15 protein-coding genes and 1 tRNA gene are annotated in these 12,650 nt (G+C 70.4%); 3 read left to right on the top strand and 13 right to left on the bottom strand.

The window, feature by feature from the left end; all coding sequences use genetic code 11:
• Nucleotides 1-22: 22 nt before the first annotated feature.
• The gene (locus ACZ60T_RS19830) at nucleotides 23-763 is read left to right on the top strand and encodes a response regulator transcription factor (protein ID WP_469667060.1); all 741 of its coding nucleotides are present in this window, start codon (nucleotides 23-25) and stop codon (nucleotides 761-763) included.
• A 52-nt stretch (nucleotides 764-815) separates the two neighbouring features.
• On the opposite strand, the gene ACZ60T_RS19825 is transcribed toward ACZ60T_RS19830, so the two are convergent.
• From ACZ60T_RS19825 to ACZ60T_RS19810, 4 genes are all read right to left on the bottom strand, one after another.
• Entirely contained in the window at nucleotides 816-1,289 is a 474-nt protein-coding gene (locus tag ACZ60T_RS19825) for a PPOX class F420-dependent oxidoreductase (protein ID WP_365629025.1), read from the bottom strand.
• A 57-nt stretch (nucleotides 1,290-1,346) separates the two neighbouring features.
• Nucleotides 1,347-2,168 carry a YceI family protein gene (locus tag ACZ60T_RS19820; RefSeq protein WP_469667059.1) on the bottom strand — a complete coding sequence of 274 codons (822 nt, stop codon included), beginning with the start codon at nucleotides 2,166-2,168 and terminating at the stop codon, nucleotides 1,347-1,349.
• Nucleotides 2,169-2,304: 136 nt separating this feature from the next.
• Nucleotides 2,305-4,749 carry an MFS transporter gene (locus ACZ60T_RS19815; RefSeq protein WP_469667359.1) on the bottom strand — a complete coding sequence of 815 codons (2,445 nt, stop codon included), beginning with the start codon at nucleotides 4,747-4,749 and terminating at the stop codon, nucleotides 2,305-2,307.
• A gap of 119 nt (nucleotides 4,750-4,868) precedes the next feature.
• Nucleotides 4,869-5,348 (bottom strand): MarR family winged helix-turn-helix transcriptional regulator, encoded by a 480-nt coding sequence (locus ACZ60T_RS19810; RefSeq protein ID WP_469667058.1) that lies wholly within the window; start codon nucleotides 5,346-5,348, stop codon nucleotides 4,869-4,871.
• 297 nt (nucleotides 5,349-5,645) lie between these two features.
• On the opposite strand from ACZ60T_RS19810, the gene ACZ60T_RS19805 reads away from it, so the two are divergent.
• On the top strand, nucleotides 5,646-5,840 hold the full coding sequence (locus ACZ60T_RS19805; protein WP_365629037.1) for a hypothetical protein: 195 nt from the start codon (nucleotides 5,646-5,648) through the stop codon (nucleotides 5,838-5,840).
• Between the two features lie 202 nt (nucleotides 5,841-6,042).
• Here the strand turns inward: ACZ60T_RS19805 and ACZ60T_RS19800 are convergent, their stop codons facing one another.
• The 8 genes from ACZ60T_RS19800 to ACZ60T_RS19765 form a co-directional block, all read right to left on the bottom strand.
• The gene (locus ACZ60T_RS19800) at nucleotides 6,043-6,954 is read right to left on the bottom strand and encodes an RNA polymerase sigma factor SigF (RefSeq protein ID WP_365629040.1); all 912 of its coding nucleotides are present in this window, start codon (nucleotides 6,952-6,954) and stop codon (nucleotides 6,043-6,045) included.
• 245 nt (nucleotides 6,955-7,199) lie between these two features.
• Nucleotides 7,200-8,207, bottom strand: coding sequence for an RNA polymerase sigma factor SigF (locus tag ACZ60T_RS19795; protein WP_469667057.1), 1,008 nt, complete (start codon nucleotides 8,205-8,207; stop codon nucleotides 7,200-7,202).
• Nucleotides 8,208-8,415: 208 nt separating this feature from the next.
• Complete coding sequence (locus ACZ60T_RS19790; protein WP_365629046.1) at nucleotides 8,416-8,709, bottom strand: Dabb family protein; 294 nt, start codon at nucleotides 8,707-8,709, stop codon at nucleotides 8,416-8,418.
• A 55-nt stretch (nucleotides 8,710-8,764) separates the two neighbouring features.
• Nucleotides 8,765-8,941: a hypothetical protein gene (locus ACZ60T_RS19785; RefSeq protein ID WP_252426540.1), complete on the bottom strand. Its 177-nt coding sequence runs from the start codon at nucleotides 8,939-8,941 to the stop codon at nucleotides 8,765-8,767.
• Nucleotides 8,942-9,476: 535 nt separating this feature from the next.
• Nucleotides 9,477-9,561: transfer RNA gene (locus ACZ60T_RS19780), tRNA-Ser, on the bottom strand.
• Between the two features lie 69 nt (nucleotides 9,562-9,630).
• Entirely contained in the window at nucleotides 9,631-10,059 is a 429-nt protein-coding gene (tadA, locus tag ACZ60T_RS19775; RefSeq protein WP_365629206.1) for a tRNA adenosine(34) deaminase TadA, read from the bottom strand.
• Between the two features lie 63 nt (nucleotides 10,060-10,122).
• Nucleotides 10,123-10,656: a tRNA adenosine deaminase-associated protein gene (locus ACZ60T_RS19770; protein WP_365629209.1), complete on the bottom strand. Its 534-nt coding sequence runs from the start codon at nucleotides 10,654-10,656 to the stop codon at nucleotides 10,123-10,125.
• A gap of 269 nt (nucleotides 10,657-10,925) precedes the next feature.
• Nucleotides 10,926-11,132 carry a hypothetical protein gene (locus ACZ60T_RS19765; RefSeq protein ID WP_469667055.1) on the bottom strand — a complete coding sequence of 69 codons (207 nt, stop codon included), beginning with the start codon at nucleotides 11,130-11,132 and terminating at the stop codon, nucleotides 10,926-10,928.
• Nucleotides 11,133-11,268: 136 nt separating this feature from the next.
• Between ACZ60T_RS19765 and upp the strand changes: the two genes are divergently transcribed.
• Nucleotides 11,269-11,904 carry a uracil phosphoribosyltransferase gene (upp, locus tag ACZ60T_RS19760; protein ID WP_365629052.1) on the top strand — a complete coding sequence of 212 codons (636 nt, stop codon included), beginning with the start codon at nucleotides 11,269-11,271 and terminating at the stop codon, nucleotides 11,902-11,904.
• 95 nt (nucleotides 11,905-11,999) lie between these two features.
• Here upp and ACZ60T_RS19755 read toward each other — a convergent pair whose 3' ends face one another.
• The gene (locus tag ACZ60T_RS19755) at nucleotides 12,000-12,635 is read right to left on the bottom strand and encodes a LytR C-terminal domain-containing protein (protein ID WP_469667054.1); all 636 of its coding nucleotides are present in this window, start codon (nucleotides 12,633-12,635) and stop codon (nucleotides 12,000-12,002) included.
• Nucleotides 12,636-12,650: the final 15 nt, after the last annotated feature.

Below are 12,650 nucleotides of genomic sequence, written 5' to 3'. Positions count from 1 at the left end.
GGGCGCCGAGAAGGTGGTCACCATGACCACGACCTCGCCCCAGATGCGCTCCGAACTGCTCCGGTCGGACGGGAGCCCCGTCCGTGTGCTGGTGGTGGACGACGAACTGTCGATCGCCGACCTGCTGTCGATGGCCCTGCGATACGAAGGCTGGCGGATCCGCAGCGCGGGTGACGGACAGGGCGCCGTGCAGGCCGCGCGCGAGTTCCGGCCCGACGTGGTGGTCCTCGACATGATGCTCCCGGACACGGACGGCCTGACCGTCCTGGGGCGGCTGCGGCGCGAACTGCCGCAGGTCCCCGTGCTCTTCCTCACCGCCAAGGACGCCGTCGAGGACCGGGTCGCGGGCCTGACCGCCGGGGGCGACGACTACGTCACCAAGCCGTTCAGCGTGGAAGAGGTCGTGGCCCGGCTGCGCGGTCTGATCCGGCGCTCCGGTGCCGCCGACCGCCGCTCCGGCTCCGTGCTGGTCGTCGGGGACCTCGCCCTCGACGAGGACAGCCACGAGGTGACACGGGGCGGTGAGGACATCCACCTCACCGCCACCGAGTTCGAACTGCTCCGCTTCCTGATGCGCAACCCGCGGCGTGTGCTCAGCAAGGCGCAGATCCTGGACCGCGTCTGGTCGTACGACTTCGGCGGGCGGGCCAATGTCGTCGAGCTGTACATCTCCTACCTGCGGCGGAAGATCGACGCGGGCCGTGAGCCGATGATCCACACCCGGCGCGGCGCCGGTTACATGATCAAGCCCGCGCAGTCGTGAGCGGCGGCGCGGCGTCCTCCCGTGCCTTCGGGGAGCCGCGGCCTCTGCCTGTTCAGTCCTCCGGGGCCACCAGGCGGGCCGGGAACCCGCCCGTCGCCACCGGCCCCCACCGCACCGGGGTCACCCGGATCACGGACTTGCCCTGCCTGACCATGGCCTGCCGGTACTCGTCCCAGTCCGGGTGCTCACCCGCGACGGTGCGGTAGTACTCGACGAGCGGCTCGACGGAGTCCGGAGTGTCGATGACCTCCGCCGTGCCGTCGACCTGCACCCACGGCCCGTCCCACTCGTCGCTGAGCACGATCAGGCTGACCCGCTCGTCCCGCTTGGCGTTGCGGGTCTTGGCGCGCTCCGGGTAGGTGGAGACCACGATCCGTCCCGAGTCGTCGACCCCGCAGGTCAGCGGGGAACCCTGGGGGCTCCCATCGGCCCGTCGCGTCAGCAGGACGGCGCGGTGGCGGGGCCGTACGAAGTCGAGCAACTCGTCCAGCGTCACGGCGGTGTTGGTCGCGATGTTCGGTGCCATGAGAGGCAGCCTAGGCGGCCGACGGGCCCGCGCGGAGTGCCCCGCCGAGCCGAGGCCCTACGCCTGCGGCAGCGACTCGCCCTGCACCGCCTGGATGTCCAGCTCCACCTTCAGCGTCGTCCCGATCGCGGCGATGCCCGCCTGGACGACCTGGTTGTAGTTCATCGCGAAGTCCTCACGGCGCAGTTCCGCCGTCGCGCGGAACGCGGCGCGGGTGCCGCCCCAGGGGTCGGAGCCGGTGCCGAGGTAGGCGAGGTCCAGGTCGACGGGGCGTACGACGCCGTGCAGGGTCAGCTCGCCGTGGACCGTCCAGCGGTCCGAGCCCGCCGCGCTCAGACCGGTCGAGCGGTAGGTGATCTCCGGGTACTGCTCGACGTCCAGGAAGTCCGCCGACCGCAGATGGGTGTCGCGCATACCGGTGCCCGTGTCGATGGACGCGGCGCGGATGACGGCCTCGACCCGGGACTTCTCCACCTCGTCCGGGGCGATCTCGATGCGCGCGGAGAAGTCCGTGAACCGGCCGTGCACGCTGGAGATCCCCAGATGCTGCGCGACCGCGCCCACCGAGGAGTGCGCCGGGTCGACGGTCCACGGACCGGGCGGCGGCAGCTCGGTGCCGCCCTGCCGGGCGAGCGTGACCGTACCGATCTCGGCGCGTCCGCTCGCCGTGACGATCGCACTGGCAGCCGCGGGCGCGTACCCGACCGCGGTCACGATCACGGTGTAGGCACCGGGGTCCAGCGCGGTGGTGTCCCGTACGGCCCCGTCCCCGTCGGCCTCGGCGCGCAGCACCTGCCGACCGGTCATGTCGGTCACGGTGACGACCGCGTGCGACACGGCCCATCCGTCCCGGGTACGGATCCGTGCGGTCAGTGCCATCGTGTGGTCTCCCTCTGAGTTCTTGCTCTGAGTTCTTGAAATATCCGTGCGGAACGGGCGGATCGGAACGGGCAAAAGAATCCGGCTCGTGGGGGCGCGCCTTGTTCGCAGCGCACCCCCACGAGCCGGGGAACCTCTACTCGCCCGGGTGGGCCAGTTCGATGTCGTGGTCGTCGACGCCCTGTCCGGACAGGGTCAGCGCGGTGGCCACCGGCGGGTAGCCCGTCGCGATGACCGTGTACTCACCGCTGTCCAGATCGGTGAAGGCGTACGCCCCGTCCGCGCCGGTCATGGCCGTGCCGACCACGTTGCCCGCCGCGTCCACCAGCGTCACGCGGGCGTCCGTGAGAGGGCCGTGCGGGGACCGTACGACGCCCTGGACCTCGGCACCGGCGTCGAGGTCGACCTCGATCCGGGTGACCCCGGTGCCGCCCACCTCGACGGGCAGTGCCCGCGGCCGGAAGCCGGTGGCGTTCACCGCGACCGTGACCGCACCCGGCACCAGCTCGGTGAAGGAGAAGTCGCCCTGCTCACCGGTGGTCCCGGTGGCCAGCAGATCGCCGCGCACATCGGTGACGATCACCATCGCGTCCTTGACGGGCCGCGTGGTCCCGGCGGCCCGGACGACCCCGCTCAGCCCGCTGGTGCCGCTGAGCAGGATGTCGTACGACACCGGCTCCTCGTGCACGACGATCGTCGAGGCCTGGGGCTGGAAGCCGTCGGCGGAGGCGATCAGGACGTACGAGCCCGCGCCCGGCGCGTCCACCGCGTAGGAACCGTCGGCCTGGGCGACCGAGCGGCCCAACTGCCGTCCCCCGAGGGAGATCAGCGTGACGGCGGCGTGCGGGACCGGGGCGCTCTCGACGCCGCGGACGAAGCCGCTGACCGGGACACCCCCGGTGGGCTGCGGAGCGTCCTCGGCGGCACCCTGCTCGGGCGAGGCGGACGGCGTGGCGGTGGCCTCGCCCGACACCTTCTCCGCGGCGACGGCGGCGACGGCAGCGGCGGGGGCGGCGACCTCGGCGGCAGCCTCCGGCGCGCCCTGCGCCGTGTCCTCGGACGAGGCGGTCTGCGCCAGGGCGCCCGCGGTCCGCAGCGGGACCTCCTTGATGAACAGGCTGGTCAGGAAGGCGAGGAACGCCATGCCGGCCGCGATGAGGAAGACATCCGCGATGCCGTGGCCGTACGCGCTCTCCATGACCGTGCGCAGCGGCGCGGGCAGCTTGTCCATGTCCGGGATCGAGCCGCTGCCGCTGGAACCCGAGGCGAGCTGCGCGTACTTGGGGCCGAGGTCGGTGAGGCCGTCCTTGACGTAGTCCGTGATCTTGTGAACCATGACCGCGCCGAGCGCGGAGACACCCACCGCACCGCCGAGGGAGCGGAAGAACGTGACCGTCGAGCTGGCCGAACCCAGGTCCTTGGCCTCCACCTGGTTCTGCGTGCACAGCACCAGGTTCTGCATCATCATGCCGATGCCGAGACCCAGCAGCGCCATGAAGACGGCGACCTTCCAGTAGGCCGTGTCGTAGCGGATGGTGCCCAGCAGACCGAGCCCGGCCGTCACCAGGACGCCACCGCTGACCAGCCAGGCCTTCCACTTGCCGGTCCGGGTGATGATCTGGCCGGAGACGGTGGAGGAGACGAACAGGCCGCCGATCATCGGGATCGTCAGCACACCCGACATCGTCGGGGACTTGTCCCGCGCCAACTGGAAGTACTGGGCGAAGAAGACCGTGCCGGCGAACATCGCGACACCCACGAAGAGCGAGGCGAGCGACGACAGCGTGATGGTGCGGTTGCGGAACAGGCGCAGCGGGATGATCGGCTCGCTGGCCTTGGACTCGATGAAGACGAAGATCGCGCCGAGGACGATCGAACCGGCCACCATCGTGTACGTCTGCCACGACAGCCAGTCGTACTTGTCACCGGCGAAGGTGACCCAGACCAGCAGCAGGCTGACCGCGGCGGAGATGAAGAACGCACCGGCCCAGTCGACCTTCACGTCCCGCTTCACCACGGGCAGGCGCAGGGTCTTCTGGAGCACGATCAGGGCGATGACCGCGAACGGCACACCGACGTAGAAGCACCAGCGCCAGCCGAGCCACGAGGTGTCGGTGATGACACCGCCGAGCAGCGGGCCACCGACAGTGGCGACGGCGAAGGTGGCGCCGAGGTAGCCGGAGTACCGGCCGCGCTCGCGCGGCGAGATCATCGCGGCCATGACGATCTGGGCCAGCGCCGACAGGCCGCCGACGCCGATGCCCTGGACGACACGGCAGGCGATGAGCGTGCCGGGGTTCTGCGACAGACCCGCGGCCATCGAGCCGAGAACGTAGATGATCAGGGCTATCTGGACCAGTGCCTTCTTGCTGTACAGGTCCGCGAGCTTGCCCCACAGCGGGGTGGTCGCGGTCATGGCCAGCAGCGAGGCGGTGACGACCCAGGTATAGGCGGACTGGCCGCCACCGAGGTCACTGATGATGTGCGGCAGCGCGTTGGAGACGATCGTGGACGACAGAATCGCCACGAACATGCCGAGCAGCAGCCCGGAGAGGGCCTCCATGATCTGCCGGTGGGTCATCGGTGCGCCGTCCGGGGCACCTCCCCCGTGCTTGGCGTGGGCCCGCACACCGGCTGGTGTGGTCGTTGCCATGGGCTTCCTTTGCTTACGGTCCTTATGCAGGTGTACGGGTGGTCTGATCAGGCAACGGGGTCCGTCGCGGGTGCGTCCTGCGCGAGCCGGGGCGCGGAGCGGCAGTCGCCGAAGCTCTGCCGCAGCCTTCCCATGAGGTCGATGAGGAGGGCGACGTCGTCGTCGCTCCAGTCGCTCAGCCGGTCGGCGAGCAGTTCGCTGCTGCGCCGGAACAGCTCGTCGAGCTGGTCCCGGCCGGCGTCCGTCAGATGCAGGATGCGGGAACGCTTGTCCGCCGGGTCGTGGGAGCGCTCGATCCAGCCGCGGTCCGCGATATGCGCGACGTGGCGACTGGTGACCGACATGTCGACGGCGAGCAGCTCGGCCAGCCTGGTCATGCGCATGTCGCCGTGGCGGCCGAGCAGGGTCAGGACGGCGGCCGAGCCTCCGGGGCAGTCGGGCGGCAGTATCCGTCCGAGGCCCCTCTTCACGGCTCCGATGGCGCTGAGCTGACGTGCCAGCTCCTCGTACTGCGCCCGGCCGGCCATCGCACCCCTCCATGTTCGTTGCTTAGGGCAACCATAAGGATGGTTGGTTGCCGTAGGCAAATGAAATGGGGGGTGCTGAGCTAAAAGCTTGGCAAAGGCAAGTATTGGCGAACGTAAACCCGCAGGTGAACGCGGGTGAGGATGGATATTGGCAGCCGGCCCGGCGTTCGAAGGCGCGGCCACCCGGGTCGAAGCGGGCCCGGCGGCGACGGCCCGGCCGCTGAACGCACCGCGCTCGCGCTCCGACGAGGGGCCCGCACTTGGGCAGTTCCCGCGGATTCGCTAGGGTCTCGGGCCATGGCTAACACCCAGGGACCCCAGGGCAATTACGACCCCGCGGGCAACACCCAGATGTTCCGTGCCTTTGTCGACGAGGCCCCACCGGCCGCACAGCAGCAGCAGGCTTCGTCCGGCCCCCGCGTCGGGCTGATCGTCGGCGTCCTGGCCGCGGTGGTGATCGTCGCCGCGGTCGCCTGGCTCGCGCTGAAGTAGGACGAAGCAAGACCGAAGCAGGAAGGGCGTCGCCCGGCTCGCGCGGACAGGACGCGGGCGGGGCGATGCCTCATGTCCACGGGACGGGCACGGCACGTCCCGTGCCTCGGTGTGCGCGCCGCACGCCGACGCGCCGCCCCACCGGAAGGGGACCCGGGTCAACCGCGAGTCCCCGCAGGCAACTTGAGGCCACCAGGGCCGCTCAGTCGGAGATGAGCCCTTCCCGCAACTGCGCCAACGTACGGGTCAGCAGCCGGGAGACGTGCATCTGCGAGATGCCGACCTCCTCGCCGATCTGGGACTGCGTCATGTTGGCGAAGAAGCGCAGCATGATGATCTGCCGCTCACGGGGCGGGAGTTTGGCCATCAGCGGCTTGAGCGACTCGCGGTACTCGACGCCCTCCAGCGCGCTGTCCTCGTACCCGAGCCGGTCCGCGAGCGAACCCTCGCTGCCGTCGTCCTCGGGGGTCGGGGAGTCCAGCGAGGACGCCGTGTAGGCGTTGCCGACCGCGAGGCCGTCGACCACGTCCTCTTCCGATACGCCCAGCACAGAGGCGAGTTCGGTGACCGTCGGCGAGCGGTCCAGCTTCTGGGACAGCTCGTCGCTGGCCTTGGTGAGGGCCAGGCGCAGCTCCTGGAGGCGGCGCGGCACCCGGACCGACCACGAGGTGTCCCGGAAGAACCGCTTGATCTCACCGACGACCGTCGGCATCGCGAACGTCGGGAATTCCACGCCCCGTTCGCAGTCGAAGCGGTCGATCGCCTTGATCAGCCCGATCGTGCCGACCTGGACGATGTCCTCCATCGGCTCGTTGCGGCTGCGGAAGCGGGCCGCCGCGTACCGCACGAGCGGGAGGTTCAACTCGATGAGCGTGTCCCGGACATAGGCACGCTCCGGGCTGTTCTCGTCGAGTGCGGCGAGCCGCAGGAAGAGGGAGCGGGACAGGGTGCGGGTGTCGATGGCTTCGGAGGACGCGAGGGCCGGGGCCTCGGAGGCCGGAGGTGTCCCGGCGCTCGGGAGGTCCTGAGGGGCCTGAAGGTCCGGAAGCACGTCGGTGGCCGAGTCGCTCTGCATGAGCGTGAGCACCTTCGAGCTGCCCTGGTCTGCGGACATGCCACCCCCTTTGGGTCGCGGGACGGTCGCGGCGGACGCTCCCGTCGGAGGAACGCAGCCTCCACCTGAATACCGGCCGGGAGGCTGCGGCAAACGCGCTTCCGGAAGGATGTCACATGTCGGCAACACGCTGTAGTGACATGTCGACACAGAAGAGTTGAATGCGCCCTGGTTAAACGGGGTCTGAGGGTGTTTCAGAGGAGAACTGTCGAGAAGGGTCCTCGCGAGCGATTCGCTCGCGTGAGTTACGCGTCGATCCTGTTTGCGGATCGCAGCCGCGCGAAGCTACGGGCGAGGAGCCTTGACACATGCATCTGGGAGACGCCCAGCTCGGCACTGATCTGCGACTGGGTCAGGTTGTTGTAGTAGCGCAGCAGCAGGATCCGCTGCTCCCGCTCGGGCAGTTGGACAAGCAGATGCCGTACGAGGTCGCGGTGTTCGACGCCGTCGAGCGCGGGGTCCTCGTAGCCGAGCCGGTCGAGCAGGCCCGGCAGCCCGTCGCCCTCCTGGGCCGCCTCCAGCGAGGTCGCGTGGTACGAGCGGCCCGCCTCGATGCAGGACAGCACCTCCTCCTCGGTGATGCGCAGCCGCTCGGCGATCTCGGCGGTGGTGGGGGAGCGCCCGTGCGCGGTGGTCAGGTCCTCGGTGGCGCTGTTGACCTGCACCCACAGCTCGTGCAGCCGACGCGGGACATGGACGGTACGGACGTTGTCGCGGAAGTAGCGCTTGATCTCACCGACGACGGTCGGCATCGCGAACGTCGGGAACTGCACGCCCCGGTCGGGGTCGAAGCGGTCGATGGCGTTGATCAGCCCGATCGTGCCGACCTGGACGACGTCCTCCATGGGCTCGTTGCGAGAGCGAAAGCGGGCGGCGGCGTAGCGCACGAGCGGGAGGTTGGCCTCGATGAGCGCCCCGCGGACGCGGCAGTGCTCCGGCGTGCCCGGCTCCAACTCCTTGAGCTGGGTGAAGAGCACCTGGGTGAGGGCGCGGGTGTCGGCGCCGCGGCGCTTGGGGGGCTCCTGTGGTGCGTCGTCCTGAGGAGCGTCCGGGGAGGCGTCGGAAGGGGTGTCCTGCGAGGTGTCCGGAGGAGCGTCCGGGGAGGCGTCCGAGAGAGCGTCCTGCGAGGCGGCGGCCGGAGCGGATGCCTGGGGCCGGGTGGCAGCGGTGGCGGAGGCCTGGGGCCCGTCGGGGGTCGGGGCCGGAGCCTCGTCCTGGGGCGGCGCACTACGGGCCGACACAGTCAACGCCACCTCTTCATCCGTCCACACATCCGTCAATTCATGTCAAAAGCGGTCATAGCATCACAAGAGATGGACGCGGTGTGCAAGTACCGCATAGCCCCGTGTTGAAGGAGAGTTGGGGCCTGCGGCCATGGGGTCCATGACATAGGGGAGCCCCCCACCGTCCCGGTGAGGGGCTCCTGGAGCGGTGTCGCCCCGAATGCCTGCGTGGTGTCGCTCAGACTTCGTAATCCGCGATCACCCATGTGGCGAACTCACGCCACAGCGCGACGCCCGCCTGGTGCTCGGGGTGCTCGAGGTAGCGCACGAGCGCCTCCGCGTCGTCGACCGCGGAGTTGATCGCGAAGTCGTAGGCGATGGGCCGGTCGCTGAAGTTCCAGCCGCACTCCCAGAAGCGCAGCTCGTCGATCCGGCCGCCGAGGGCCTGGAAGACGCGAGCGCCCTCCACGACGCGCGGGTCGTCGCGCTCGACGCCCTCGTTGAGCTTGAAGAGGACCAGGTGGCGGATCACGGGCGCTCCCAGGGGGTGTGACGACGGCCGCCCGGTCGCGAGAGCCTCGCTGGGCTCAGTGGGCTCCGTCGGCGACCCACGTCATGAAGTGGCCGACGGCCTTGGCGGCGCTCGAAATGCCCTCGAACCCTATCTGTACGTAGTCGGCGGCCTTGGCGGGGTCGGTGATGACCACGTAGAGCACGAAGACGACGATCACATACAGCGCGATCTTCTTTCCCTGTACCGCCACCGGCGGCCTCCCCCGTCTGTCACGCCCCGCGGGGCCCGGTTCGCCGGCGGTGAGTGTAACCCGCCCAGGTGTTCGGGGACTCGCAAAAGATCACGTATGCACTATGTCCTCACCGGGTCCGTTCCGCCGTGAGCGTCAGGGACCAATGGCCCAACGGACGGGGCCGTTCGTCCGCCCGGTGCGGCGGGTAAGGGCGGCAGGATGGGTCTGTCCACCGGATCTGGCAGGAGCCGGGGGGCCCGAGGACGGGACCCCACTGCGGGGTCCGCGCCGCAGGCTTGCCCAAGGCGTGGCGCGGACTTGGGGTCCCTCCTCAATGGGGGGGGGAGGCGGTCTGTTCCCCCGCGACCGCCTCCCCAGCGGTGCCGCGTTCCCCCGACGGCGCCCGCGTTCTCCTCAGCGGTGCCGCGTACTGCGCGAGCGGCGAGTACCCTCACGCACCCCCGTCCCACCTCCGCGCCAGGCGCGGGCACGCACGCCGCACACCGTCCCGCACGCACGAAGGGCCCCGTCCTGAGACGGGGCCCTTCTTCGGCGGTAGCGGAGGGATTTGAACCCTCGGTGACTTGCGCCACACTCGCTTTCGAGGCGAGCTCCTTCGGCCGCTCGGACACGCTACCGAGGGAGACCCTACCCCAAGGTGGGCCATGCGCTGAAATCAGTTTCCGAAGATCATCCGGGGCGAGGACTCAGCGGGTCCGGAAGAAGTCCGTGAGGAGCCGGGCGCACTCGTCGGCGAGCACCCCTTCGATCACCTCCGGGCGGTGGTTGAGGCGCCGGTCGCGCACCAGGTCCCACAGCGATCCGGCGGCGCCCGCCTTCTCGTCGCGGGCGCCGTAGACGACCCGCTCCACCCGGGACTGCTGGAGCGCCCCGGCGCACATCGTGCACGGCTCCAGGGTGACGACGAGCGTGCAGCCGGACAGCCGCCACTCGCCGAGCGCCGCAGCGGCCCGGCGGAGCGCGAGGATCTCCGCGTGGGCCGTCGGATCGCCCGTCGCCTCGCGCTCGTTGTGCCCGGTGGCGAGCACCGAGCCGTCCGTGCCGAGCAGGACGGCGCCGACCGGTACATCACCGCCCGCGGTGGCCCGGCCGGCCTCGTCCAGGGCGAGCCGCATCGCGGCCCGCCACGGATCGCGTACCGGATCGGCGGTCGAACTCCCCTCGGTCACCTGGCGCACCTAACGGACGGTCTCCAGGACGTCCGAGGCCCCGAGGGCGTCGGCGATCGCGGTGAGGGCGTCCTGGGCGCCGAGGAGGCGCAGTCGCGGCTCGTCGAAGCCGAGGTCGTCGAGGATCTCGCTGTCCCCCAGGGGGGTGTGCGGTACGGCGGTGTCCGTGCCGTCGCCGTCCTCGTCGTCGGCGGTCTCGGGCTCACCGTCCTCCGTACCGTCGAGGTCGAGGGAGTCCAGGTCGGTGTCGTCGTCCCCGGGCTCCCTTCCGAGCAGTTCGTCCGTGAGCAGGATCTCGCCGTACGAGCTGCGGGCCGCGGCCGCGGCGTCCGAAACGTAGATACGAGGGTCGTCCTCGCCGTCCACGCGGACGAGGCCGAACCATGTGTCCTCCTGCTCGATGAGCACGAGCACCGTGTCGTCGTCGACCGAGGCCTCGCGGGCCAGGTCGGTGAGGTCCGACAGGGTCTCCACATCATCGAGCTCTGTGTCGCTCGCTTCCCACCCGTCTTCGGTGCGCGCGAGCAGTGCGGCGAAGTACACCGTGACTCTCCCACTGGTCATAGGCGTGCCGGTTGGGGGTCCCCCCGGCGGAGGTTACGGGCGGGGAGTGCTTCTCCGAGCCCCACCCACCCGGAATCGTGGCAGAAACAAGGCGTTCCAGGGATGTCTTCGGCTCGCTGTGTCTGCCGTTTCGACCGCGGATACTCCGTTCAAGGCAGTTCACTCACCGCGCACTCGTCGCCGCCACGAGCGGATCGTACGCGGACCGGGGCCGTGTGGTCGTACGACCACCCCGGACGGCCGCGTCGCTACCAGCGGAAGGTGCGCATCCGCAGGGCGCGACGCAGGCGCGCGGCCTTGGCCCTGCGGGGGCGGACACGGTCGCGCAGCTCCCGCGCCTCCGCGAGTTCCCGCAGGAACCGGGCGCGGCGTCGCATGCGCTCGGCATCCGTCTCCGGTGCTTCGCGCTCCTTCGGGGAGTCGCGGTCGGGCCTTGGCACACCACTCCATTGCATCCCTCTCACTTTCCCTCCGATGGGGGGTGGGAAGCCAGTGAGGGGGCGGATCAGAACGAACCGGTTTCGGGGCGGGGCGGTGCGCTGACCCATGCGGCTCGGTGGGCGCCTGGGGCCCCCGGCTACTGTGGGGGGCATGCGTCTCCACGTCGTCGACCACCCCCTGGTCGCCCACAAGCTCACCACCTTGCGCGACCAGCGCACCGATTCCGCGACCTTCCGTCGGCTCGCCGACGAGCTCGTCACCCTGCTCGCCTACGAGGCCACGCGGGACGTGCGTACCGAGCAGGTCGAGATCGCGACCCCGGTCGCCCGGACCACCGGCGTCAAGCTCTCCCACCCGCGCCCGCTGGTCGTACCGATCCTGCGCGCCGGCCTCGGCATGCTCGACGGCATGGTCCGGCTGCTGCCGACCGCCGAGGTGGGCTTCCTGGGCATGATCCGCAACGAGTCGACGCTGGAGGCCTCCACGTACGCGACGCGTATGCCGGAGGACCTCTCGGGTCGCCAGGTGTACGTCCTGGACCCGATGCTCGCGACCGGCGGCACGCTCGTCGCGGCGATCCGGGAGCTGATCCGGCGCGGCGCCGACGACGTGACCGCGGTGGTCCTGCTGGCCGCCCCGGAGGGCGTCAAGATCATGGAGCGCGAACTGGCGGGGACGCCGGTCACGGTCGTGACGGCCGCGGTGGACGAGCGCCTCGACGAGAACGGCTACATCGTGCCGGGGCTGGGAGACGCGGGCGACCGGCTGTACGGAGCGGCGGAGTAAGTCGCGTTCGGGGCGGGGCGTGGTTCCTGCGTACCGCGGGGTGTGTTCCCGCGTACCGACGACCGCGCCTCCGCCCTAGGGCGTGCGGGACGGCCTCAACAGCCGGTCTTCTTGTCGCCCTTGACCGTGGCCGGTGCTGTCAGCGCCGCCAGCGCCTTGTCCGCGTCCGCCTTGCCCGTGAGCGCCGTGAACTTGTCGCCCAGGATCAGGTCGACGGTGGCGTCCTTGCGGGTGTCCGTACGGTGCTCCGCGTGCGCGAGCTGGGTGCTGAGGACCGGCAGCGAGGTGTCGAGGGACGCCTTGGGACCGAGCAGCAGGCCGACGCCCGCGATCTTCTTGTCGTACTCCTTCGTCGCGTTCCCCACGTCACCGATGCGGAAGCCGCGCTTCTTCAGCTCGTCCGCGGCCTGCTTGGCCAGGCCCGTGCGGGGCGTGGCGTTGAGGACGTTGACGGTGATCTGAGCGGGTGCCGGCAGCGCCTTGGCGGCGGCCGTGGGCGATGCGCCCGCCGTCGGGCAGTCCGCCTTCGCACTGGACGCCGTCGCCGTGCTGCCGCCCGTGAAGACATCGATGAGCTGGAGCGTTCCCCAGCCGACCAGGCTGAGCGCGGCCACGGACGCGACGATCGCGACCACGAGCCTGCCGCGGCGCCGGGGTCGGCGCATCCGCGGGTACTTGTCCCCCGTGATCCGGTAGTCGCCGCCCATGCCAGGGGGAGTCAGCATGCTCATGGGCGCAGCGTAGTG

It is taken from the genome of Streptomyces sp. NPDC104371 (genome assembly GCF_055583785.1).
Note: the sequence above shows the minus strand (reverse complement) of the source record. Positions and strands in the feature narration are given on the sequence as shown.